The sequence below is a fragment of the Pseudomonas sp. Je.1.5.c genome (assembly GCF_051129895.1).
GTDB lineage: Bacteria > Pseudomonadota > Gammaproteobacteria > Pseudomonadales > Pseudomonadaceae > Aquipseudomonas > Aquipseudomonas urmiensis.
This window is the reverse complement of record NZ_JBCPSP010000003.1, coordinates 51,440-72,377: the sequence shown is the minus strand read 5'-3', so window position 1 is coordinate 72,377 and position 20,938 is coordinate 51,440. Positions and strand designations below refer to the sequence as shown.

The window sequence follows — 20,938 nt, the reverse complement described above, 5'->3', positions numbered from 1 at the left end:
CCCCTCACGCTACTTCGTCGGTTGCGACATGACGGAAGTCGTCCACCAGGTCTTCAGGGAGAGCGGATTTAAGGTCTTGATAGCCAGGCGCTTCCCACCATTCGCTCGAGGCTGCAGCCGATCGGCGCATTCCCGTCGCGATGTCTTGCAGGCTGGCAGGCAGGACATCGTCAGGGTCGTTTGCTGGCAGTGGCATCCGGATCTTCCACAGGTTGCCGCCCTCGATCAGGGCGAAACATTGGCCCTTGGGCAGACCCACGACATGCGCAGGCTCGATCATCGGCACACTGGTCAGCTGCACCGAGTCATTCGTGTTCGAGGTGAACGCCGTTTTGCCGTTCACCGAGTCGTTCGCACTGCTAGCAGGGGTGCTGTTGTAGATCTGCACCTTCGGTAGTTGATTGGTGAGCAGCTCGGCGGTGGCGGTTTCGCGCACGCGCAGCATGAAAAGATTGTTGAAGTTACCGATCACCTGGCCGGCCTTCGCCTTCGAGCCGATCTTCGCCTCGATGTCGCTCAATGTTTGTGTGTAGGCGGTCACCTGGATGCCGGCGCCGCCGGCTTTGTTCACCATCGGTATGAACTCGTCACCAATGAGCTCGTTGAATTCGTCGGCGTGCAGGTTGATACGCACCTTGCCACCTGCCATGTGGCCTGGCAGCCCATCGTCGATGCCATGCTTGTAGATGTGGCCAGCGACGGAGACCAGGTCACTGAACATTGAGTTGCCCACAGCCGCGGCGACCTCGGTGTCGGACAGCGCGTCCAGGCCGACATACACCACGGCGCGCTTTCGGATCACCTGCATCCAATCGAAGATTGGCCGCTGATCGTTGAGGTCCAGATAGTCGGGTGCGAGCAGCTCGGCAATCCGTCCCGTGGTGAGCTTCTCCAGGAGCGGCAGCAGCGATGCGACGATCTTGTCGAAATAGGTCTTGTCGTAGCGCACGGCGCTGCGTAGACCATCCATCACGGAGTCGTTGATACGCTTCTGTGTCAGGTACTGATCGATGGCCACCACCCGCAGTGGACGATCCTTCATCGCGAAGGACAAGTTCTTCCGATCGATCTTCGCCTCCAGAGCGACAATGGTCTCCCAGGCCTTTGGATCATGCTCCGCGAAGTACTTCTGGGCGTATTCGACGAACAGCTCGTCAATGTTGATAACGTGCCGGCGGATCTGCTCGTAGTCGGGACGGCGGCCCAGGGCGACCAGCGATTGCGCAATGATGTTGACGAAACGCCAGGCGAACTCGCGGAACGCTGCCGAATTGCCCTCGCCGGAGAGCTGGCCAGCGATACGCGTGGCCACCTCGCTGATCCGGCCAAAGCGGCCAATGGCGTTGTAGCGGGCAGAAATGTCCGGCCAGCCGAGATGGAAAACGTAGAACTCATCCAGGCGCCCGGCGCGCTCGCACTCGACGTACATGCGCTTGAGCAGGTCGGCGTCGCCTTTGGGGTCGAACACTATGACGACTTCATGATCAGCGGCTTGCGCAGGTTGCTGCCGCCGTGCCCACCGATGTCGGGCTTGGCTCCGTCGCCCCATGTGTACCCGGCGTCCACGGCGATGGGTGCGTCGGATGTCTTGTGTGATGAATACCTCGGCCAGGCGTGTCTTACCGACACGGGTGGTGCCAAACACGATGGTATGTCCAACCCGTTCGCCCAGGGGAAGGCTGACATTTTGTTCATCGGGCTCGATACCATGCAGTCTCGGCAGGCCACCTACGGGAGGCAGGGGCCTGGCTGGGTTCCAACTGGAATCCCAGCTGGTGAGTTTCGTGATGGCTTTCAGTGGGAAGGGGGCGAACTCCAGGCGCTCTTCAGCCAGCCGCGCCCGGGTGTACAACTTGGTCGGCTCTACATACGACGCGTATTGAGGCAGGTAAGTATCAGCGAGTCGCTGTGTGTGTTTCTGGGTCCAGCGGAAGCCCCGGCCGATGAACAGGCGCTCATTGCTGATCGGCATTTCGGTGCTGGTCATGGTGTAGTGAGGAAGACGTCGGAGGTTGGCTTGGTAGCGCAGGACCACTCTGGCTTGAAGCAGCCGGACAGTGCCGATGTAGGCAAAGCCGAGTGCAGCCACTAACCCGAACAGGGGAGTCAGCGCAAAGGCCCAAGGAGCACCGATGCACAAGGCGGCTGCGACATAACAGACAGCCGTGGTGAACAGCTCTACGGGCGGTCGCAGGAGTGACTCAAGGGTGTAGGTGGCCATGTCGTCATGCCCTCATGAGGTTGACTAGAGAGATGGCTTCGCTGCGAGCCACCTCGATCTGCTCTGGGGTGAGGCGTTCGGCCAGGCGCTGCGCGAAGGCGATCTCATTGATCCCCGAAAGCCCGGTCACGCGCCCACCGTAAAGCTCGCTCACGTGCCGGATCTGCTCGAGCATCTGTTCTCGTCCTGGACGGTTTAACGGGTGGCTGATGACCAGCGTGATAATGGGCGAGCGCATCGGGACCTCACTGCTGGAGGGTGGTGGAGGTGATGAGGACCGGATAGTGCTGCAGGCCCAGTCGTACCGAGATGTCGGAGGCTGGTACCGGCATTACCTGCAGGCCCGGTGCCCAGCGTCGGATAACCTCGAGGCGATCTGCGCTGGCGACGTTCACCACCAAGCCCACCGCCTGCAATCGCTGCAGGTCCTGGAGCCTCTGGGTGAGCCACGTTTGTGAGAGCTGGTCATCACCGATCAGGAACATGGGTTGCAGGCCTGGCGCGTTGATCACTCGCCCTTGAACGGTGCCTGGGCGCAGTTCTGGCGTCTCTACGGGGAAGGCTCCGGTCGTTTGGAGGCCTGTCACAGGAGGCGCCTGGGTGGGCTCGGGCTCCAGATCCTGGTAGTACGGCAGTGCGGATGTACCGCCGTAATCAGCAACGATCGTCAATTGCGCTGCGGCGGCGCTGCTGATGGTTACGGTGACGCTGGCCAGCGCAGCGAGGGTCAGGATGGGCAGCGCTCGAAGCGCCCCGAGAAGGGGGAGATTGCTCTTTGTCATGGAGTCGTGGCCAAGAAGTTTATGCCGGTGACCCGGCTAAGGTGCTTCGCGAAGTAGCCGCGGTATCGTGCGGCTGGGGCACCGCCTGCTGGTCGGTGATAGCGGCCTGCAGCATCGATCCAGCTCCCACCCTTGGCCTTCTGTTCGGCCAGAATCTGGGCTGTCACAGTCAGGTTTTTGTAGGGGTCGAGGCCTTCGCATGGCGAGGTATAGCGATGTCCGTTGGCTTTGATATTGGTTTGCCCAAGGCCAACGTCGACCCGAGCGGGGCCGACGATTGCGATAGCCATGTTCAATGCCCTGCAGGCATCTGCCCTGGTTGCAAACCGGTAGCCCTTGCCCGCGACATTCAATGTCCAGGGCCAGGGCACGAGCTGACCGCGGAGTTTGGTGCCACTCTCCTGCAGCGCCACGGAGTACAGAACAGCAGGCGGAACGCCGTGCAGGATTGCGATCGACTTGTACGCCGGCGGCGGATCCTCGGCTGCAGTGGCCGTGCCAGCGACAGCCATGATGAGCATGAAGGCCACCCAGTACTGGTTCATTGGCGCCGCCATTGGCCGCCAACCTGGGTCACTGACGCAGGTAGATCGCCGCCAAGGCCCAGACGGAGCCAGCGTCCCTTGTCATGATTGAGGGTGATCTGTCGGCTTTTAACGCTACTGGGTTCGACTCCGGCGAGAATGGCCCAACGGCGAATCCTCTCATCATCATTCTGGCTCCCGACGAAGTAGAGATCGAACGGAGTCCGCGCAGCCTGCAGTTGTTTAACCTGTTCGATACAGGCCTGGCAGTTCTCTTTCACGAACACGGCCAGTCGACCATTACCTTGTAGGCTCGGCCCGCTCACGGTGGTGGGTGATAGGACAGGTGCGGACGATAGCTCAATCGTCTTCTCCCCTGGGTGGAGTCGTTTATACGCCTCATCAAAGGCCCGTTGATACGCGAGCTCTTTCTCCACTCGCTGGCGTTCAGCCTGGACTTGCAGCTCGGCGAAGCGGCGCCGTTCTTCGTCTGAGCGAGCTTCTATGCCGAGTGCCGTCAGAGGGTCCAGGCCTGGACTCCAGATCCCGCGAGGCCCCTGCATCAATTCCTGATAGCGTTCGAACTCTTTATTTGTGAGCCCCCATTCCTTGGCCAATCGGTCCTGCAGCTTGCTTTGGCCGGCTGCACTTTCAGCCGAGAACTGTTGCTGGCTGCTGGAGGTGTTGCTCGTTGGGGCCGCTGCGGCGCTGCCCGTCAACCAATAGGCACAAACGATGGAGCAGATGATCTGTCGGTACATGGCTCAGGTCGTCTCAGGGTTGAATGTTCAGGGTTCGGGTGGCGCCGTCGACATCAAAAGTCGCGGTACGATCATTGACGGACTTGAGGTGCCAGGTGCTGCCACTGACAAACTCACCTGGGCGGATCAAGTAGATCTGGCTCAGTCGTGTGCTGCCTGATGGGGCGATGGCGAGGAAGCGTTCGCCGCCGCGGTATTCGAGCCCCACCATCTGGAATGGAGGAGGCGCTAATGGCACAGGCGGCACCTTGGCGATGGCGGCTTTCGTTTTTGGCTTGGGAGGCGCTTGAGGTTTTGTCGTGACTACTGCGGTAGCCCGGGATGCCGCCATTTTTTGCATTTTGCCCGTAAGGGATTCGAGATCGGCTTTCAGGACCACCAGCTCGCTGGCACTGGCTGACGTCCGGGCCATGTCTTGGGCTTGGACTGCCGCCGCCTGTGCAGCATCGATCCGCGTCGCTAGTGCTTGTTGGCTGGCACGGAAATCGTCCATCGAGACCATCGGCTTCCCGGCGACAGTGTCGAGTCGATCATCGATCCCGCTTAGTCGGCTTTGCAGCGCATTGAGCGTGGTTTTATCCGCCGCCTCGGTGAGCGTGCTGCGCAATGTTGCGAGCTGGTATTGCTGGAACAGCAAGGCGGCGCCGAGGGCGATCCCCCCCAAGGCGATGAGAATTTTTTTTCTGGGCGGCAAATTTGGCAGGTTCATGGGTGTCCTCTCGAAGCCGAGTACACCCTGGCGCAGTCGTGATTTTGTTTCAGTAGAAAATACGCAACCCGTTTGGTTGGAATTTTTTTAACAGCTATGAGTGTCGATTTGGTTGAGAGGAGTAGGAGGTGACACTCGCTACGGACACCGCTTACGAGGAGAGTGTTTGGGGAAGCCCCGTCCTGACCAACCAGGGCGGGGCTATTGATTGCGTCACGAGAGAAGTCATTCTTCGCCTATGACTGCAAGGCTCGCCCCGGCATTTTGCCAGGGCCTTTCATCACGCCGTGCTAGCAGTCGAGCCAGCGTCCGGTCGACCTCGTGTAGACACATGGACTATCACGAGGAAGGTGCCGATCCCGAGGAGATCCGCAACCAGGTTGCTATAGGCAGACGTGAACGGAATACCGTTGGTGTAAGGGTCAATGATTACCTCGTTGAAGGTTGCATAGATGCCTACCCAGCCCGCACCGGCCCATGGGCTCCATGGGATACCGCATTTCAGATCGCGGACCGCATTACGAACCAGGGCCTGAGGCCAATCCAGGATTGGAACCGCCCGGATCTGCGCGATAAGCACACGCAGGGGGACGTGGTCAGTTTTGGCAGAAGTGGGCACGTACAGGTAGCCGAAGAAGAGCGGGAACACGAGACCGTGCAAATAGTGACAGGCGTCGTAATTCAGACGAACCAGATTGATCCCATTGCGCTGCAGCAGCGCAAACGCGGTACAAACCGTCAGGAACGTAACGATCGGTACAAGTGCCTTTCTCAATGGTAATTTCATGGAATCTCCTATCTATATAGAGGTTTCGCCAACCAGGTGGCGGATTCCAATCCTATAGAGAGTTTCATAATGCGCGAGCCATATTGGGCCTCCGAAATTTCCCCAAAACCTCGTGTAGCTTTTGGCCCAGGATTTTGGATTGCGTAGGTCGACCAAATGTGGATTCCGGTTTATTGCCGCTGCTCGGGCATACGCAAGGCCTAGGTGCTATCTGCTAAAGACCCGCCACAGTTGATCGATCCGCGTGGTGTACGAGCGGCTCATCATCTCGCGGCGCATCCCCCAATCGGGGGTGCGGGGGACGCTGGCGGTGCGCATTGTGCCGCGCCCGTACTTCCCATTGATCTCGTCCAGCACCGTCATCAGCCGGTCACAGGCCACCGGCTGTGTCATAGCGAATCGCCCGGTATAGGTGACCAGCGCCTGTTTGATCGGCGTCAACTCGGTCAGCCGCTTGCCGAATATCCGACTGCAGCAGATCTCCTGTTTGGGGGGAGCCGCCTCCTCGAGCTCGAGACAAGGTGTTCCCGCAAGCTCCCTGGCCGTCTTCTCAACGACCATGCTGAACTTCTGCTGCAGCATCCACAGGGCCGCCTTGGCTAAATCCATCGCCTCGAGGTGTGCCGTCATCCGCTGGCTAATGCACCACGCCTCACACACCTCCTGTTGCGCAGAACCTCGTCCCGCTTGCTTTAAGGTCTATCTAAAGGGCTTATGCTGAAGCGTGAACCAACGCCATCTGTTCCTTAGATAAAAGGTTATGGGTTATAGCTCTTGTGGCGAAGTACCGTAGTGCTGGCATCCTTGTATCTTGAAAAACCCCCTCAAAGCCTTTCGAGTTTATATATTGGCACAGCCTTTTCAGATAATTTAACTCAGTCTTTACTTTTCCCGTAAGGCGTTGCAAAGTTGAGCTGTGCCTAAACAGCTTGAGTAGCCCTTCTACCTGCTCAGCTCTTTCCAAAAGCTCCCACAATGCAGCATGGCTTTGCATAAACATTTGGCGCTGTCTTTGGCTGCAGGAATATATATAAGCATCCAGCAGGTCTTCAATTTTTTTGGGGTTTATATCGACGCCAAGTTTAATGGCTAGTTCGAACCACCAGATTCTAGCCCGCATCATGTTGAAGTGATCACCATCTTTTGCGGCTTGTTCAGCTAGTTTGTAGTATTCATCCAGCTGCACTCGAGTATCATTTATCTCAGCTATGATATCTAGTCTAATTGTATTGGATGCAAGTTTTGCACCTTTGCCTCGCGCCTTATCAGCCAATTCGACTAGCCGCTTATACTTATGCTCATCATCAGAAAGTCCAATAAGAATGCTTTCAGCATGAAATCGTGATGACCCAGCACGTTTGATCTTCCTCACGGTGTCTGCGAGTTCCTTTGCTCGACTGACATTCTCTAGATTTTCATAGGCATAGGCCATGTTTATATACAGCGAGGCTCTAATCTCAGAAGGGTTTTCTTCTTTAAGAAGCCGTTCGCATTCTTCAATTGCTTCTTCATACTCGCCAAGCATTCTGAGAGCCCGAGAAAATTGAAGTCGTATATTCTTGACAAAATGATGCTCATCATACTCCGAAAGTTTCGGAAGTAACGCGCGGCACAAGCGTACGACGAAAAGATATTTACCCGACTCAGCCAGTCGCTGTAAATAGTCGTGAAAGATCTTTATTCGATCGACTACTTTTTTTGGCTTTAGCTCTTCTTCCTCCGATGCAAGCGCATCGGAGATCAGGCGTGCCAAAATCAAAGTTGCATTCTGTTCTACTATGGAGCTCAGTCTATATACAGAAAAACCGAAAGAGCGATGGATTTTTAACGGCTGACCAATTTTCCAGCCTTTACCAAAATAAACAGTTGCTGCCTCTTCGAAGCCTTTCACAAGCCGTTCTTCACCCAATGCTCTGTGAATAAACCTTTGGACAGCGGGTTTTACCGCTACAAATTTATCATTATCCGCTTGCGCGCTATTCAACTCATTTGTTTCAGCAAGCTCGGCTAGGCCAACATTAACCAAATGACTAGCCATTCCAGGTCTAAGCCTTCTGCAATCACCGAAATACTTTATAGTTGACACGTTCTCGCCATTCTTAAAGAATGTTAATGCAACCAATAAATTGTATATATTTTGGTCGTAATCGCTTCCGCATTTAAGCCTTTCAATCTCTTGGCGGAGTGAGGCAGGAATAGTAGCTTGCTCATCTATTGATTCATCAGATGACCCTAAGGCGATGCTATCGAAGCTACTAAACCTAAGCTCATTGAGAAGATTATCGATGCGTCCCGGTAATCCCGCAGTATAAGCATATACGGCGCCTGATCTTACCTCACTTGGCCCGACGCTTTCAGCATAAGGATGCAGTTCAATATAGATTTTGGTCTCTGGCTCATCCAAGGCTTGCAAAACAACCGGTTTAACTCCTGGTGCCGAGAAACCCACAGAGCTTCTCACAACAATCTTCAGATTTTTGCAGTAATCTAAAAAAATCCTCGTAATTGTTTCTACACCCAACACTAAGTTTCGCTTTTCATCAGCGGTGCCAACGACATTAACCTCATCCAGCAATAGATAAGCATCTTCAGCTTCGAGTTGCTCACAAAAAGAATTAATATTTCCGCCAATAATTATGCCCTGCAGCGAGTCAAGATCATCACTAATCCCGATAAATGACTGAAGGTCGAGTCGATAAACTACTTTACCATCCTCCCCAGTAGCATTCAGTAGGTTTGCAAGAAATTCATCTCCCCCCATGTCTTGTTCGGCAACTATCCAAACCACGCTGCACTTGTCTAAACTACTGATAGCCTCTCTTGTTTCCAGGCGGCGACAGTCCATGTGCCTAGCAAATATAGGCAATCTATACTTATAACGACCCAGGCCGTTAGAGAAGTTCTTTTTTTGTACGCCCCGTTCGCTATAAGATCCTTCACCGAACGAGGCTATGGCTTTTTTAGCTGAAAACCGTCAACCTCTCGTACCGCCCAATCTTGTTGAAAGCACTTTTCATCTCGACTAAGTATCTCACCATCCCTAGAAACCTGCCAAACCGATCCTACTTTCTGCTCAAATTTTCTTGGCCAATATACACATTTTCTTGTGCTAGCATCTAAAGCCGCAAAGTAATATCCATGCCTCCGGTCTTCCTTGTCCTCCACTTTCTCAAGTCCAAATAACGACGATGCCTGTATGGTCCGTCGATTATGGGCTCCTACACTTACCAGCTCTGGGCGATTGTCATGCATATGGCCGAAAAGATGGGCGTCGAAATATTCGGGGTTGAAAATTTCTCCGCTGAACTCATCTTGAGCCAACTTGCAAAACCAAGTCATCGGATGGTGAGTAACAAGAATATTCACGTGATTTGATCTTGACCAAGCTGGCAAATCACCTCCGACCACTGAGTTCAATTGCTGCACCGAAATATCAAGCTTTTCTTTCATGTCGCCTGCAGCCAGATGGGTCCATGCAGAGTTCAAGCCGACCACACCAACATTTAAACCATTTATCTTCAGTTTAACTGAGCAGTCGCCAGGTAGCAGACCCTTAACATCTAACGCTAGAGGTATAGCGCTATCAGAAACCTCCTGAACGAAATTCGTGTAATTCTCAAATGCTTGTACAGCTTCATCTCTATAACTAGAGGGCTTACCACTTAAAATCTCGTCCCTTACAGCGGTCTTTTGCCTGAGAATGTCTGAAAAATTAAGGAGAGGTGAGCTTTTACCAGGCCGAACAAGATCATGATTCCCTGGAACCAAAAATAGCTGTGGACAGCATCCTTCTTTTTTGAAAGCTTCCCAAAGCTTTAAAAGCTCATCCTTAACGCTCGAAAATTCTTCAGGATCACCTTTGAAGGTCATGTCACCCGAAAATATTACAAGGTCTAATGGGCCGCTTTCTCTAATTTGCCTTCTGACATCATTGTGGATCTCATCCCGGACTACAGCCCAAACGTCAGAGGTACGTGCTTGTCCACGATGAAGGTCACTAACATGCATCCAGTGTAGTTTCAGATTTTCCATATTCTTATGCTGTTTTAATCCAATTTTGGCACTTTAATACTGACTCTTGAGCTCTGTGCTTACAAAGTGCGCTAATATTTTTATATTAAATCTATATCACAAAGCCTCTCGCCGCAAGGCACAATGACATCGCTTTAGGCCGTGCCATGCCTGGTCCAAATCTGTCCAATTGTTCGCAAAGCGCATGTCCTTGAGCTCAACGCATGAGCTTCGGATATTGGCCGTTGCCCATTAACCATTCAAGCCACAGAGAGCAGCCGCAATGCTCTACACGAAAACCTACGAAGCCGAATCGCGGTCCCTCGACCGATTACTGGTATTTTAGAAAAGGCCACCGATGGTGGCCTCTCAATCATGCTGCAATTAACTGTCTTGCGAGTGCCATCTCGACCGAATCCCCATCCTGATTCAACGAGTCGAGTCCTGACTCGGGGACGTCCCCCGAAGTGCTCTGCGCCACTGCGATCTTCTTGGCCATCAGTTGCAGGCAGGTAATCTGCGAACTGCCGGCGTAGCCGAAGAAGATCACGCGCACAGGCTGTTTCTGTCCAATCCGCCACGAACGCCTTGCGGCCTGCTGCAGGGTGTACACGTTGTACCCAGTCTGCAAAAACGCGATGGTCGGGAAGTCCAGCAGGTCCAGTCCGGTCTTGACCAGCTCCGGGTTGGTGAGTAGCACGTCGACGCCGCGGTCGACCTGGTCGAGAATCCAGTCCTCGCGCCGAGCCGTTTCAACCGTGGCCCGTAGAACAGCCACGCGGAGACCTGCCTGTTCGAGGACCTTCTTCAATCGGGACGTGGTATCTCGCGTCCCGCTGTAGACGGTGTAGGCGAGGACCTTGCGGCCTTTCGCTTTCTCCTCGAGGCACAGGTTCAGCAGCGCGTGCTCCTTAGGCATCAGCTCATCGTCGCCGAAGAGCGCCGGCACAAAGGCCAGCGTGTCGCGGGTGCGCGGATGTTTGACCATCTCCGATCGGAAGCAGCAGTCCGGCCAGGCCAGCAGCACATTGAGCACCACTCCCAGGAGGGTAGTATCTCTCCGAGCCAGAGCCTGGCGGAGCTCAGCGGTCAGCGTGGCCGCTAAGCGCTGGTAGGCCGAAGCCTGTTCCGGCGCCATGGGCACGTCGATGAACTCCTCCTGGTAGCTGGGCAGCACATTGCCACCGATATCCTTGAGCTTCAGGAACACGGTGAATGGCAGCACGAACCGGTGGATGCCTTTAGGGCCGAAGCCTGGGGCCTTCACGGTGCGTACCGACAGCTTCTTACCCTTGGCAGTTTTGTGCGAATCGCCATCGCGCTCGGTGTAGATGTCCTTCAGTACACCGTGGTCGCGCATGAACGACATGGCTGCAGGAGCCATGCTGCCGCGTGCGTTGGGTCGATAGCCGTCCTCGATCATGCGCCGGGTGAGGATGCGGAACAGGAGGTAGAACAGGTCGTCGGCGTAGCCGCCCATCAAGGTCCCGGTGAGAAGGACGGTTTTACGCGCCTTCGCGGCCAACACCCCCATGGCCTGGCCCTGGGCCGAACCGCAGTTCTTGTACTCATGCCCCTCGTCGACCACCAACAGGTCGAAGAATCCATCAGGTAGGTAGCGCTTGATGAACTCTGTCGGCTGGTAGCCACCTTCGCCGAAGCCGAACTCGATGTTGGCCATCGCTCGTTCCATGCGCTTGGCCTGACGGTCGCTGAAGACGAAATTGCCCTTCGCGTCCATCAGATTGATGAACTCGGAGACGTTGTCGACAAGCATCGAGGCCAGGAAATCCTCGCCGAAGTCATTCAGCAGCCGCTCAGCCCGAACCGGGCCTATCGTCGGTATCCGGCACATCGACTTCAAGATCGTCGAACGGCGGTCGCCACCATCGGATTTGCCTGGCCGCATGAGCGTCCAGAGCGCAGCGTTGCAAACCGTGCAGTTGCGACGTCGATCGCCACGTTCGAAGTCGTCCACGGTGACCAGGTTGCCTTCCAGGTCCTCGAGGACCTGGCCACAGTCTGGACATGCGGCCAGCAGCTGGCGGCCGGCGGCGCGTTTCTTCCCGCAGGCGAGCCGCCAGTGGAACCCCATCCGCATGCGTACACGGCCGAGGATGAAGAACTCCGGGCGACCGTCGTAGGTTTGCCGCGACTGGTCACGCAGTTTGAGCAGCTTGACCAGCGTGTCCGGGCCGTTGAGTACCCAGACGCGAGCGTTGGGGATGGTTTCCAGGATCTCCCGGCGCCATTTATAGACCAGGTGAGGGGGAGCGATGACCATCGATCGGCGGTAGCCCGCCGCGTGCATCACGGCAGCAACGGCGATGGCCATCATGGTTTTCCCGGTACCCATCTCGGCGTTGATAATCGCGGCTTGTTCATTGCGATCGAGCAGCACCGCCGTGATGGCTTGGACAACCTCTGCTTGCGCCGCGAAGGGCTTTCGCTTGAGGTTGTCCAGCACCCGTTGGCGTTGTTCGTTGGTGACGCCGGCATAAACCGGAGGGTTGGAGCGGTTGAGAGACTTCAGAAGCTCGTCGCCGAACTCGTCGATAAAGTCGGTCAGGTTGATGTTCAGAGGGGAATTAGCCGAGGCGGCCGGCTGGGTCAGTGCGTTCATGTGCATCTCCTGCAGGTGAATAAATACAGGGCATGCACGAGACCCAATGGGTATCGGCATACCCTGCGGGGTTATGGGGAGTGGGGCGCCGTTGGGCGAGGGTCAGTAGTCGTTGGGGAACAGCAAGGTGGTGGAGCTACGGTCGGCTTCGGTGATGATCCAGAGCCTGGATTCGTCGCCGACGTCGATGTCGTAGCTTGAGAACAGTCGGTCGCCGTGCATCAGGGCCTGCTGATTTAAAGCCCGATCGTCATCGCACAGCTCGCCCCAGTCGCCAGCCAGATGGCGTTTCAGCGCGGGGGCAGGGTTGAGCTGCCCGGTTTCGACCAGATGGCTGACAGCGGCGGTCATCACGATCTGTCCTGGGTTAAACAGCGGCGTTGCAACTGGATCATCAGTTGCAGGCGCTTCGTCGATGCTCTCCGGCGAGGAACTGATGATCAGCACCTGCCCGTGGTGCATCGAGGATGGCGTCATTTCCCAGGCCCGAATGATCGGAATGAACCGGTCGGTGAGGATCCGGACCTCGGTGACGTTGCCGTCTTCGTCTTCGGTGAATTCCGTCTTGCGGACTTTGTCCTTGTAGGTATCTCCCTTCACGACCAGGACCCGCCCTGACTTCGAGCGAACAACGCCTGAGATCGCGCCGGCAGCCAAGGCCAGAGCCAGGTGCCAGCGGGAGAGCTCCCTGACGGGGGGGCGAGGCTGGAGCCCTGCCTGCCCGAAGTGCAAATTGAAGTCAGGCCAGAGACCCCGCAGCCGCTGAATTTCTCCGGCGAACTGATCGGGCTCCAGGGTAATGCGGTAGAAATGCTCCAGCTCGCTGGCAACTGACGGGACGAGGTACGGCTCCCATGGCCAGCTGGCCGGAATCTCTTCAGCCTGCTCTTGCCCGGCGCCGATCGCCTGCAGGCGAGACCTCACCTGGTTGGTGGAAGCCCGGGCCAGATCCTGCCGGCGCACACGGATGCCAAAGATCACCACCTGTTTGAAGGTGGGGTCAGCAGCACCGTACACGCGTAGATCGGCGAAGTGGTTGCTCAGCCATCCAGTCAGCTCGTCGTCCAGCACGTAGTGAGGCACGATGAGCACCATCACGCCGCCGTACTGCAGGAGCGGGAGGCAGCGTTGATAAAAGGCTTTCTCCAGACGTCGGCGGCCGCTGCCTTGGTACTGAGATGCACCGGAGTGATCTGCGACTAGGTCACCATAGGGTGGGTTGAGCCAGAGCAAGCCGAACGACTGGCGGCTGATCAGGGTGTCGAAGAGGTCGCTGTGCAGCATCCGATCGAGCAGGCCGCGCGCGTGGTCGGCCCGTTCGCGATCATACTCGACTGCGAACGCTTGGACCTGATCGCGTCCCAGGGCGTGGGCTGCTTCAGCCAGGGCCACGCCTTCGCCGGCACATGGATCGCAGATCCTCATCTTGCCCGAAGGGGCGGGAATGAGCGCCTGTAGCGTGCGCTCGAGAGTGACTTCATCAGTGGGGTAGTAGCCGTTGCGGGCAAAGTTGCGCGCCAGGCGCGGAAACATCAGGGCCATAAAGAGTTCCTTAGGTAGGGTAGGTGAGCCCAGGCCTACGCCTGAGCTTCAGTAGTGAGTGCGCCTTGGCGAATCAGCTCTCCGAGAGAAGGCTCGAGCACATCGAGCTTCAAGGCGAGCCGCCAGGCGCAGACATTTCCGATCGCCCCTGGGAGGGCGGTCAGCATTTGGTGCTGGGTAAGAACTTCCATCACGGGCTCGCGCCAGTGGGAAAGAAGAGGAAGCGGGCAGGTTTCGATCACCAGCGGCCAGAGCCGATGGTGTGGGACCTCATTGCGCTCCAGGAGGACGAAGGCGAAGTGATTGGCAGGGTCGGGGACCGAGGCGCGTCGATCGAACAGCCAGAGGTGCAACATGCTGCCGAACAAAGTCCCGCGGAATTGCCGTGTGGTGCGCTTTTCCAACTGGTCCTGACTGGGAAAGACGGGAATGCTCCGCCCGTCGACGATAATGTGAAACTGCTCGAGGCCATTCTCTTCCCGGCCAAGCGTGAGTCTGGCCAGGAACTCTTGTAGTGCGGTGTCACGACCCCAGGCCGACATGAACACCAGGTTGCGCTGCTCGTCGCACACACAGGCGTCGACGTACAGGTCCGGGCATTCCTCGATCTGGAATAAGGGGGATGGGTGCATGATGGCCTCCGTTGTGGAGGCGTCCATCCCAGAGGGCGGAAGCGCCCCCTGGGGTGGTCTGGTGTTTAGTTGAAGGTTTTGGTGACTGGATCGAAAGCCACACTGTCTTGTTGGTGCAGCGGTCCGTGACCCTCGAGGAATACTTGGATCCGGTACTGGTCTCGGAGATGTATAGCCGCCTCCGCTTGGTCCAGCGTGAGCCCAAACTCTTCGATGAACAGGTCGACGAGTTCCTCGTCAGTCGACACCTCATTGTTGGACAGTTGGTCCTCGATGTTGGCGAGGGTTTGTGCGGTCAGGTTGCTGAAAAGTGCGTTCATTGTGGTTTGCTCCAGGTGAGTCAAAGGAGCCCCCTGAGGAGGCCCCTCAGGGTGTGGTTGAACAGCGTTTAAAGAGAGACTCGGTTGAGCTGGATGCAGCGATTGAGGCGCTGCAGTAACCGAAGTGCTGTGTCTTGAGCAAATGCCGAGTGGCTGTTTTTTACTCGACGACGGAGAGCTTCTATAGCTGGCTCGACTAACGAGCGGTCGAATATTGAGTCTTTGAAGAGATCTGCAACATCATCGATCTCGACTTCTCTAAGAGCAGCGGTCACCGTCAAAAGAAGACTACTGAACTCGGGATGGTTGAATAGAGGAGTCATGACGATTCCCTGCTCCAAGTTTGTGTCTTGAAGTCCATGGTGTATCCGAGTTGGTCGAGTCGCGTGCACTGCGCACGGAGTCGTTGTCGGTCCACCGTCGTGTCGAGCCTGACGGTCTCGTTCAATGGCCACACCGTCCCGAACAGCTCGGCGTCGGCATCGTCGGCGGTTGAGGCCGCCGGAGGGGGCATCCCAAATGGCTCCTCAGAGGTAGCAGCATTGGTTTGTGGTGCTGTAGGCGCACCTGGACGACGACGCGATGATGGTGGTGGTGTGGGCGGTGGCCCATCCTCTTCCAGAGGGTCGGGAACGTTTGTGGAAAGGTGTTCTTCGTCTTCTCGGCTGAGACCAGTCACATCATCAAGGGTCATGCCCTCGAGTTCAGCTCTGATCTCGACAACGAGGCGACCACCGTGGGAGTAGTACGACGGCCGGATCTGCTTGATCGCGAAGTCACCCCGATATTTACCCTCCTGGTATTGGTCCAGAAGCGCATCCTTGATGGTGAACTCGCCGATCGATGTGCTGAGACGACCGACATTGAACAACCCGAGACGTCCGGAGATGGTACGGATGGCCAACTGGCCGGTGATGGAGATCATGTGCGCTCCCCGTGAAGCATGGGGAACACCCAGCGGGCGCTCCCCGCGAGGTGGATAGTGATTCAGCAGTCGAACAGAGGGAGACCTTCAAGCACAAAGGCATTTGGGTCGAAGACCAGGAAGCGGACATCTGCTTGTGCTGCGAGGGTGAGGATTTTTATGACTTCTGTTGGGAACGCTTCTTCTGCCTGTTTGGCCTGGAGGGTTGAGAGCTCGTACCCCATGACTTTGCACAGATGCTCGTCAATCCAGGGGGTGCCAATCAGCTTGAAGCCCACAGCGTCGCTGTCAGGCAGGGTGAAGCATTCGAACAGCAACAGCGACGTGTCAGCGTGCTCTGCCAGATCTTGAAGTTCCATCCAGTCTGCCTCTGGCAAATGTCCCGAGCAAATCTCGAAGGCACTGCCGTAACAGCCGGTCTCAAAGGAATGGTCATTGGTGCGTATGAAGGGATTGGTGATCTGAGACATTGTCAGCTCCTTGGGTAAGGAGCCACCGAGAGGGTGGCCCCTCTGGGTGAGTGAAGTAAGCGGTCTATCGTGGGTCAGCTGCGTTAATCCGCAACTCGATGCGTACAAATGGCGGTTCGCCCTCGTTCCGAACGATGTGCAGTGTGAGCGGCACCAGGGCACGTTCACGTCCGGTGCTGAGCTTTTGATAGACCTCGAAGTCAATCGAAGGGGTGTGAGGTTGTTGCTTTAGAACCTGCCAGGCCGCTTGTACGACGCTGGCAAGGCGTTGGCTCATTTCAGCCACGCGTGCGGGGTTTGCGAGAAAGATCGTGCGATTCCAGGCATCGCTGGTCAGCACGACAGGGTAGGTGAGATAGGTCTCGGTCGAGGCAGGGGGCATGGACATTTGAGGTCTCCAAATTATGCGAGGCCTCAGTCCGCGAGGATGAGATCCCCGCAGGCAGGTTAAGTTGAAGGCACTCCATCACCGTGTGATGCGATCGCGCTGCCGAGTGCTATGGCGATCTTGGGAGGGTAAGTGCTTGCGCACCGGAGCCTAAACCCGGGCTCCTGTAGGCACTGTCAACGACAGTGAACCAATCCGGAATTCGGTGGCCTGGCGAATGGATGTCGCCGACCAAATACGTCATGCGTGACGCTTCATTATTGCTGTCTGTGTCAGCAGCGATACCAGCTGTTCCGCTGACTCAGCGGTGTAGGTGTCAGCGACATGTTGCATGCCGGGGCTACTGAAAATGCTGTAGCAGACCGCACTACAAGACCTATGTCGTTGCATTGCTCTTCGAGAACCGGGTCTAGAATGTGTCCCTCGGTGATGAGGGCGAAGTCGTCTTGGAAGATGCAGGGGAAGCATTGCAGCGCTTCATCAGGAAGGTCTGCCTGACTCTCATGGAGCTGGCGATAGCATGCTGGGCAGTCATCGTCGTACGTGATCTGCAGCTGTCGCTGAACAACAAAGTCGGTCGTGGTTGCGAGCGGGTGTGTGACGGGGAGATACATCATCGTAGATCCTCTGCGAGGAGGATCACCAGCCGTGAGGATGGTGAGTCCTCAGGCTGGTTTAATCTGCTCCAGCCGCCTTTTAAGCAGCGGCTTGGGTAGGGAACAGTCGGTGCATCAAGGCAATAGCCTCGCGGTCAGCTTGGGCATAACTAGCATCGTCGATGCAGAGCCCGCGCATGAGCGCTACGTGAGCAAACAATTCGCTTTGGGGCGGTGTCAGCAGCTTGTTCTTATCGCGTAGATCTTCGAGTAAGAACTTCCGATGAAGCGCGAGGTGTCCATTTGAACTCTTACGAGCAGAGAGAGCGCATTGTTCGATGAATGCGTCAAACAGCCATTCCAGATCACCCTTGAGAATGAACGCATTCGGGACGTCAGGATGGGCGATGAGTTCGAGGTTCTGAATGTTATTCATGGTGAGCTTCCTGAGTATGAAGTTCACCGCCCTAAGGGAAGTGAACCCTAAGGGGATGGGACAGCTATGTCCCGATTCAGATTAAGAGAAGTGCTCCAGCACTAAAGGGCGTTAGCCCTTAGTGCAGAGAACTGATAACGCTAATGGTTAAGCGAGAGCGACGACTTTCTTTTCGCTACGCTTGACACCAGCATACAGAGAGAAACCGCTCAGGCCTGTGAAGGCACAGACACCCAGTACGATATCGCCCAGTACAACGGCGGCAACCAAGAGAAGAACGTTCAGTACGAAGAGAAATTTCATGGTGCCTCCTGGGCATTAGGTTTCAAGGCGCCGAGAGTAGCGCCTTGGATTCGATTAAGCAGCCTGGTCGGCTTGCTGTTGATCGTTGTTTTCAGGGAGAGGACGGTCCTGGTCATTGACCTGGTCCGGGTTCTCTTTGGGTTTCGAGTCGTGAACGAGTTCGCCGTTTACTTTGATCCAGTTGATGAAGAGCAGTCGGCCTTTGAGGCTAACGCCAGATTGGCCTTTCTTCTCGCCTTTTTCATAGGTGAACAAATCAGGCCAGATGTCTCCGATACGGAAGGACACAAGGACTTTCTTGTCGGCATCAACGGCAGGCAGGCAGCGGCGAACAAGCTTTTCAGCCTCTTCACCGACAACGTTGCAGTCGATGTAGGTGTATTCAGCGCTCTCAGTCGAACCACGAAGGGCTGCGACAGTGACCGCCACGAAGGGCTTACCGCGAGATTTCACTTCACGGATACGGTTGAGATAACCGATGCCAGTGGTGTGCAGGTCGAAGTATTTGGCTTCGTTGGATTGGTTGCTCATGGTGATTCTCCAGTTTCAAAAGTGAAAGCGGAGAAACACTTTGACCCTGGTGGGGAAAGTATTCCCCGCAAGGGTTGGGCATGGGTACAGCATGTTGGAAGGGCTTCCATCAGTCCTGAGACTGATCAATCGCGCTACCGGAAGCTTGGCGATTTTGGGGAGGATCGACACCTGGGTAGGTGGGCATTCTTTCAGATCATGACTGCTCGGGCCGGGGTGCTGACGACGTCAGCAACTCACGTGTACAAGCATGGAAACGACGGAATGGGTTGTCAAGCCCAGAATGAAAAAGCCCCTCGAGAGAGGGGCTGTGGATTAGTGAGCGCGAAGTAGCTTGTGCTTGGAGATCCACCGTTTGATGAGGGGCCAGTTTGCCCAGGCTGCCATTCCCATGCAGCCGAAGAAAACGCAGCCAATGATGATGAGACCGAAGGTGTTCTGGCTCATATCATTCCTCCCGTGTCATCCAGATACCTACCATCCACGCTACCATCCCGATTACGAGGGTACAAGCAGTCAGGATCCGGTGATCGGTGATGAAAATGGAGACCAAGGCACCGGCAACCGCTGTGGTGCCAACCTTGCGCAGGTCTTCTGCTATCGCAGCATACTGTTTCTGCTTCATGGGTTTCCTAGAAGCTTTGATGGAGGAAACCCGCCCAGTCGGGAGAGTTTCCCGACTGGGGTGAGTATGGTGCAGATGCTCAGTGAATGAGCGTATCCAGAGGGCCGAACTTCGGCAGTGGGCCAACAAACAGCGTGGCGGCAGCTTTTCGTGCACTGCTGCGCTTACGCTTCGGCTTATCCGGCTTGGCCTCTTTGGTGTTTTCCTCATACCAACGGTTCAGATCGACACCTTGACGCGCGAGCGCGGGTGTCCTGGACAGTTCGTCCCAATCGTTACGCGTGCTGGTTACAGGCAAGGCAACGGTCGGTATGACCGGGGAGGGGTGGTCTCTTTTGGTGGCATCCTTCAACGAGCGAAGGCATGCAGATGCGAATGTGCCAACGGAGTAACCAATGCGGTAAGACATCGGGCGAGTCGGTTGAACAGACATTGCGGTCATGGTGATTCTCCTGCGAGTTGAGGGTACGCGGAGAAACACTGACCCTACGGGGAAGTGTATTCCCCGCTGGGTTTGCGGAAGGGGCTTCTATCGACAACTGTCGACTGACCGCGCTACCAGAAGCTAAGCGGTCTTGGGTTGGATCGCACGAAAGTCGTGCCGCAGCATTTCAGATCCAAGCTGCAGGGCATGTCGCTGACGACGTCAGCAGAGCATGGAACAATCATCGGAGTGATATGAGCTTGTGTCAAGCGGGAGGACGGTTTTGGTGAGCAATTATGAAGGGGGTAATGTTAATCTTATTTCGAGAACTTGCTTGCTATTTCTAATGATGGACTTGGTGCGTTTTTGAGGCAGGTATTGTTGGGGGGTTAAGTGGGAGCTAAAGACAAAATAAAATCTGATAGCGCTTTCTCAGATTTTTCCGCAAGCTTTATAGAGAAGGCGTGGGAGCTAAGATGGGGCGTAAAGCTGACCTACGTAGTTTTAGCGTTGGATTTGGCTTTAGCGCTTATCGCAAAAAAGACCGTATTCTCTTTAGCGCTAACTCCTAAGGGAGCTTGGGAGCACTTTGGATTGATACTTGGAGGTATCGCCGCGTTTTCACTTTTAGTATCAATTATTATCCCGTTCGTTGGTGGGTTTGTTAGAGTGGTTGGATGCTTTGCTCCTTGGGAAAAATTAGAGTCTGATCGGGAGGACGAGCTGCCGAGAGGGTATGTGTATCTAAGCTCGCTAGTAGAGCATGCTGTGCGGGAGAATAATGATTTCGCTTGGGCAATATGTCGAGAAAGAAGAGAAATGTATGACCAGATTGCTAAGCAAAAGTCAGAGATTGGCTTGTTGGTTTTTGGGCTGGTCTTCTTGGTTGTGTCAAATGCGATTGTGGGATATATATCAGGTGTTAAAACGATTGGAGTGGAATTGGCTTTGTATGGTGGCGCGCCAAGTTGGGCTTTCATTTTGCTTGTTGTAGTTTGGATTTTACGTGAGGCATGGTGGGGTCGATGGGTGAGAGAAATTGCTTATTATCCACCGCTTGCTGATGAGCAAGCTCATAAAAAAGAAAAGGCGAGGAAAGAAGAGTTAAAATGGCTCCGCGAGCTTGATTAGCATAAAAATCGGTGAGCCTGCCATATACGATAGGCAGGCTGCTCACAGATTTCCCATTCGCAGACGAAAAGCGCGGCTGAGGTTTACTCAGCCGTGGTTTGAACGAGGGTTAAAGAAGCCACCTGTGCGGAATCGTCGATCCCTGGGCATTGATCGTCTCGATTCTCTTCACCTGGCCGTTCTCGTGGCTATGGCCA

General features: G+C 55.5%; 24 protein-coding genes and 1 pseudogene. 1 reads left to right on the top strand and 24 read right to left on the bottom strand.

What is annotated here, in order from left to right; translation table 11 throughout:
• Positions 1-4 precede the first annotated feature (4 nt).
• The 24 genes and pseudogenes from traD to AAZU54_RS03690 form a co-directional block, all read right to left on the bottom strand.
• Positions 5-2,221, bottom strand: coding sequence for a type IV conjugative transfer system coupling protein TraD (gene traD / locus AAZU54_RS03805; RefSeq protein ID WP_434726597.1), 2,217 nt, complete (start codon positions 2,219-2,221; stop codon positions 5-7).
• A 4-nt stretch (positions 2,222-2,225) separates the two neighbouring features.
• Positions 2,226-2,396, bottom strand: coding sequence for a hypothetical protein (locus AAZU54_RS03800; RefSeq protein WP_434726596.1), 171 nt, complete (start codon positions 2,394-2,396; stop codon positions 2,226-2,228).
• Between the two features lie 70 nt (positions 2,397-2,466).
• Positions 2,467-3,003, bottom strand: coding sequence for an integrating conjugative element protein (locus AAZU54_RS03795; RefSeq protein ID WP_434726595.1), 537 nt, complete (start codon positions 3,001-3,003; stop codon positions 2,467-2,469).
• On the bottom strand, positions 3,000-3,560 hold the full coding sequence (locus AAZU54_RS03790) for a lytic transglycosylase domain-containing protein (protein WP_434726594.1): 561 nt from the start codon (positions 3,558-3,560) through the stop codon (positions 3,000-3,002). The genes AAZU54_RS03795 and AAZU54_RS03790 overlap by 4 nt, the downstream gene beginning before the upstream one ends.
• Positions 3,545-4,288: a TIGR03759 family integrating conjugative element protein gene (locus AAZU54_RS03785; protein ID WP_434726593.1), complete on the bottom strand. Its 744-nt coding sequence runs from the start codon at positions 4,286-4,288 to the stop codon at positions 3,545-3,547. The genes AAZU54_RS03790 and AAZU54_RS03785 overlap by 16 nt, the downstream gene beginning before the upstream one ends.
• Positions 4,289-4,301: 13 nt before the next feature.
• The gene (locus tag AAZU54_RS03780) at positions 4,302-4,997 is read right to left on the bottom strand and encodes a methyl-accepting chemotaxis protein (protein WP_434726592.1); all 696 of its coding nucleotides are present in this window, start codon (positions 4,995-4,997) and stop codon (positions 4,302-4,304) included.
• Between the two features lie 280 nt (positions 4,998-5,277).
• Entirely contained in the window at positions 5,278-5,784 is a 507-nt protein-coding gene (locus tag AAZU54_RS03775) for a hypothetical protein (protein ID WP_434726591.1), read from the bottom strand.
• Between the two features lie 207 nt (positions 5,785-5,991).
• A pseudogene (locus AAZU54_RS03770) lies at positions 5,992-6,473 on the bottom strand (DUF4113 domain-containing protein); the annotation flags it as partial.
• A gap of 23 nt (positions 6,474-6,496) precedes the next feature.
• Complete coding sequence (locus AAZU54_RS03765; RefSeq protein WP_434726590.1) at positions 6,497-8,629, bottom strand: hypothetical protein; 2,133 nt, start codon at positions 8,627-8,629, stop codon at positions 6,497-6,499.
• A gap of 104 nt (positions 8,630-8,733) precedes the next feature.
• Positions 8,734-9,816, bottom strand: a complete 1,083-nt coding sequence (locus tag AAZU54_RS03760) for a metallophosphoesterase family protein (protein ID WP_434726589.1) — start codon at positions 9,814-9,816, stop codon at positions 8,734-8,736.
• 352 nt (positions 9,817-10,168) lie between these two features.
• Positions 10,169-12,418 carry an SNF2-related protein gene (locus AAZU54_RS03755; protein WP_434726588.1) on the bottom strand — a complete coding sequence of 750 codons (2,250 nt, stop codon included), beginning with the start codon at positions 12,416-12,418 and terminating at the stop codon, positions 10,169-10,171.
• A gap of 102 nt (positions 12,419-12,520) precedes the next feature.
• Positions 12,521-13,960: a DUF6094 domain-containing protein gene (locus AAZU54_RS03750; protein ID WP_434726587.1), complete on the bottom strand. Its 1,440-nt coding sequence runs from the start codon at positions 13,958-13,960 to the stop codon at positions 12,521-12,523.
• Between the two features lie 35 nt (positions 13,961-13,995).
• Positions 13,996-14,592 carry a hypothetical protein gene (locus AAZU54_RS03745; protein WP_434726586.1) on the bottom strand — a complete coding sequence of 199 codons (597 nt, stop codon included), beginning with the start codon at positions 14,590-14,592 and terminating at the stop codon, positions 13,996-13,998.
• Between the two features lie 65 nt (positions 14,593-14,657).
• Positions 14,658-14,912: a hypothetical protein gene (locus AAZU54_RS03740; RefSeq protein WP_434726585.1), complete on the bottom strand. Its 255-nt coding sequence runs from the start codon at positions 14,910-14,912 to the stop codon at positions 14,658-14,660.
• 68 nt (positions 14,913-14,980) lie between these two features.
• Positions 14,981-15,235 (bottom strand): hypothetical protein, encoded by a 255-nt coding sequence (locus AAZU54_RS03735; RefSeq protein ID WP_434726584.1) that lies wholly within the window; start codon positions 15,233-15,235, stop codon positions 14,981-14,983.
• Entirely contained in the window at positions 15,232-15,837 is a 606-nt protein-coding gene (locus AAZU54_RS03730; protein ID WP_434726583.1) for a DUF3275 family protein, read from the bottom strand. The genes AAZU54_RS03735 and AAZU54_RS03730 overlap by 4 nt, the downstream gene beginning before the upstream one ends.
• Before the next feature lie 62 nt (positions 15,838-15,899).
• The gene (locus AAZU54_RS03725; protein WP_434726582.1) at positions 15,900-16,307 is read right to left on the bottom strand and encodes a hypothetical protein; all 408 of its coding nucleotides are present in this window, start codon (positions 16,305-16,307) and stop codon (positions 15,900-15,902) included.
• Between the two features lie 64 nt (positions 16,308-16,371).
• Entirely contained in the window at positions 16,372-16,695 is a 324-nt protein-coding gene (locus tag AAZU54_RS03720) for a hypothetical protein (RefSeq protein WP_434726581.1), read from the bottom strand.
• A gap of 696 nt (positions 16,696-17,391) precedes the next feature.
• Positions 17,392-17,727, bottom strand: coding sequence for a hypothetical protein (locus AAZU54_RS03715; protein WP_434726580.1), 336 nt, complete (start codon positions 17,725-17,727; stop codon positions 17,392-17,394).
• 147 nt (positions 17,728-17,874) lie between these two features.
• Positions 17,875-18,030 carry a hypothetical protein gene (locus AAZU54_RS03710; protein WP_434726579.1) on the bottom strand — a complete coding sequence of 52 codons (156 nt, stop codon included), beginning with the start codon at positions 18,028-18,030 and terminating at the stop codon, positions 17,875-17,877.
• A 54-nt stretch (positions 18,031-18,084) separates the two neighbouring features.
• The gene (locus AAZU54_RS03705) at positions 18,085-18,561 is read right to left on the bottom strand and encodes an STY4534 family ICE replication protein (protein ID WP_434726578.1); all 477 of its coding nucleotides are present in this window, start codon (positions 18,559-18,561) and stop codon (positions 18,085-18,087) included.
• A 315-nt stretch (positions 18,562-18,876) separates the two neighbouring features.
• A complete protein-coding gene (locus AAZU54_RS03700; protein ID WP_256664399.1) occupies positions 18,877-19,008 on the bottom strand; it encodes a hypothetical protein in 132 nt (43 codons plus the stop codon).
• A 1-nt stretch (position 19,009) separates the two neighbouring features.
• Entirely contained in the window at positions 19,010-19,186 is a 177-nt protein-coding gene (locus tag AAZU54_RS03695; RefSeq protein WP_253131134.1) for a hypothetical protein, read from the bottom strand.
• A gap of 79 nt (positions 19,187-19,265) precedes the next feature.
• On the bottom strand, positions 19,266-19,628 hold the full coding sequence (locus tag AAZU54_RS03690; RefSeq protein WP_434726577.1) for a hypothetical protein: 363 nt from the start codon (positions 19,626-19,628) through the stop codon (positions 19,266-19,268).
• Positions 19,629-20,003: 375 nt separating this feature from the next.
• On the opposite strand from AAZU54_RS03690, the gene AAZU54_RS03685 reads away from it, so the two are divergent.
• Entirely contained in the window at positions 20,004-20,741 is a 738-nt protein-coding gene (locus tag AAZU54_RS03685; protein ID WP_434726576.1) for a hypothetical protein, read from the top strand.
• Positions 20,742-20,938: the final 197 nt, after the last annotated feature.

Coding starts and splice junctions, on each gene's coding strand:
- AAZU54_RS03800 (WP_434726596.1), bottom strand. CDS start 2,396: ATGCTCGAGCAGATCCGGCACGTGAGCGAGCTTTACGGTGGGCGCGTG.
- AAZU54_RS03690 (WP_434726577.1), bottom strand. CDS start 19,628: ATGACCGCAATGTCTGTTCAACCGACTCGCCCGATGTCTTACCGCATT.
- AAZU54_RS03785 (WP_434726593.1), bottom strand. CDS start 4,288: ATGTACCGACAGATCATCTGCTCCATCGTTTGTGCCTATTGGTTGACG.
- AAZU54_RS03720 (WP_434726581.1), bottom strand. CDS start 16,695: ATGTCCATGCCCCCTGCCTCGACCGAGACCTATCTCACCTACCCTGTC.
- AAZU54_RS03745 (WP_434726586.1), bottom strand. CDS start 14,592: ATGCACCCATCCCCCTTATTCCAGATCGAGGAATGCCCGGACCTGTAC.
- AAZU54_RS03740 (WP_434726585.1), bottom strand. CDS start 14,912: ATGAACGCACTTTTCAGCAACCTGACCGCACAAACCCTCGCCAACATC.
- AAZU54_RS03700 (WP_256664399.1), bottom strand. CDS start 19,008: ATGAGCCAGAACACCTTCGGTCTCATCATCATTGGCTGCGTTTTCTTC.
- AAZU54_RS03705 (WP_434726578.1), bottom strand. CDS start 18,561: ATGAGCAACCAATCCAACGAAGCCAAATACTTCGACCTGCACACCACT.
- AAZU54_RS03730 (WP_434726583.1), bottom strand. CDS start 15,837: ATGATCTCCATCACCGGCCAGTTGGCCATCCGTACCATCTCCGGACGT.
- AAZU54_RS03715 (WP_434726580.1), bottom strand. CDS start 17,727: ATGAATAACATTCAGAACCTCGAACTCATCGCCCATCCTGACGTCCCG.
- AAZU54_RS03765 (WP_434726590.1), bottom strand. CDS start 8,629: ATGGACTGTCGCCGCCTGGAAACAAGAGAGGCTATCAGTAGTTTAGAC.
- AAZU54_RS03735 (WP_434726584.1), bottom strand. CDS start 15,235: ATGACTCCTCTATTCAACCATCCCGAGTTCAGTAGTCTTCTTTTGACG.
- AAZU54_RS03780 (WP_434726592.1), bottom strand. CDS start 4,997: ATGAACCTGCCAAATTTGCCGCCCAGAAAAAAAATTCTCATCGCCTTG.
- AAZU54_RS03725 (WP_434726582.1), bottom strand. CDS start 16,307: ATGTCTCAGATCACCAATCCCTTCATACGCACCAATGACCATTCCTTT.
- AAZU54_RS03795 (WP_434726595.1), bottom strand. CDS start 3,003: ATGACAAAGAGCAATCTCCCCCTTCTCGGGGCGCTTCGAGCGCTGCCC.
- AAZU54_RS03755 (WP_434726588.1), bottom strand. CDS start 12,418: ATGAACGCACTGACCCAGCCGGCCGCCTCGGCTAATTCCCCTCTGAAC.
- AAZU54_RS03750 (WP_434726587.1), bottom strand. CDS start 13,960: ATGGCCCTGATGTTTCCGCGCCTGGCGCGCAACTTTGCCCGCAACGGC.
- AAZU54_RS03710 (WP_434726579.1), bottom strand. CDS start 18,030: ATGAAATTTCTCTTCGTACTGAACGTTCTTCTCTTGGTTGCCGCCGTT.
- AAZU54_RS03760 (WP_434726589.1), bottom strand. CDS start 9,816: ATGGAAAATCTGAAACTACACTGGATGCATGTTAGTGACCTTCATCGT.
- AAZU54_RS03790 (WP_434726594.1), bottom strand. CDS start 3,560: ATGGCGGCGCCAATGAACCAGTACTGGGTGGCCTTCATGCTCATCATG.
- traD (WP_434726597.1), bottom strand. CDS start 2,221: ATGGCCACCTACACCCTTGAGTCACTCCTGCGACCGCCCGTAGAGCTG.
- AAZU54_RS03775 (WP_434726591.1), bottom strand. CDS start 5,784: ATGAAATTACCATTGAGAAAGGCACTTGTACCGATCGTTACGTTCCTG.
- AAZU54_RS03695 (WP_253131134.1), bottom strand. CDS start 19,186: ATGAAGCAGAAACAGTATGCTGCGATAGCAGAAGACCTGCGCAAGGTT.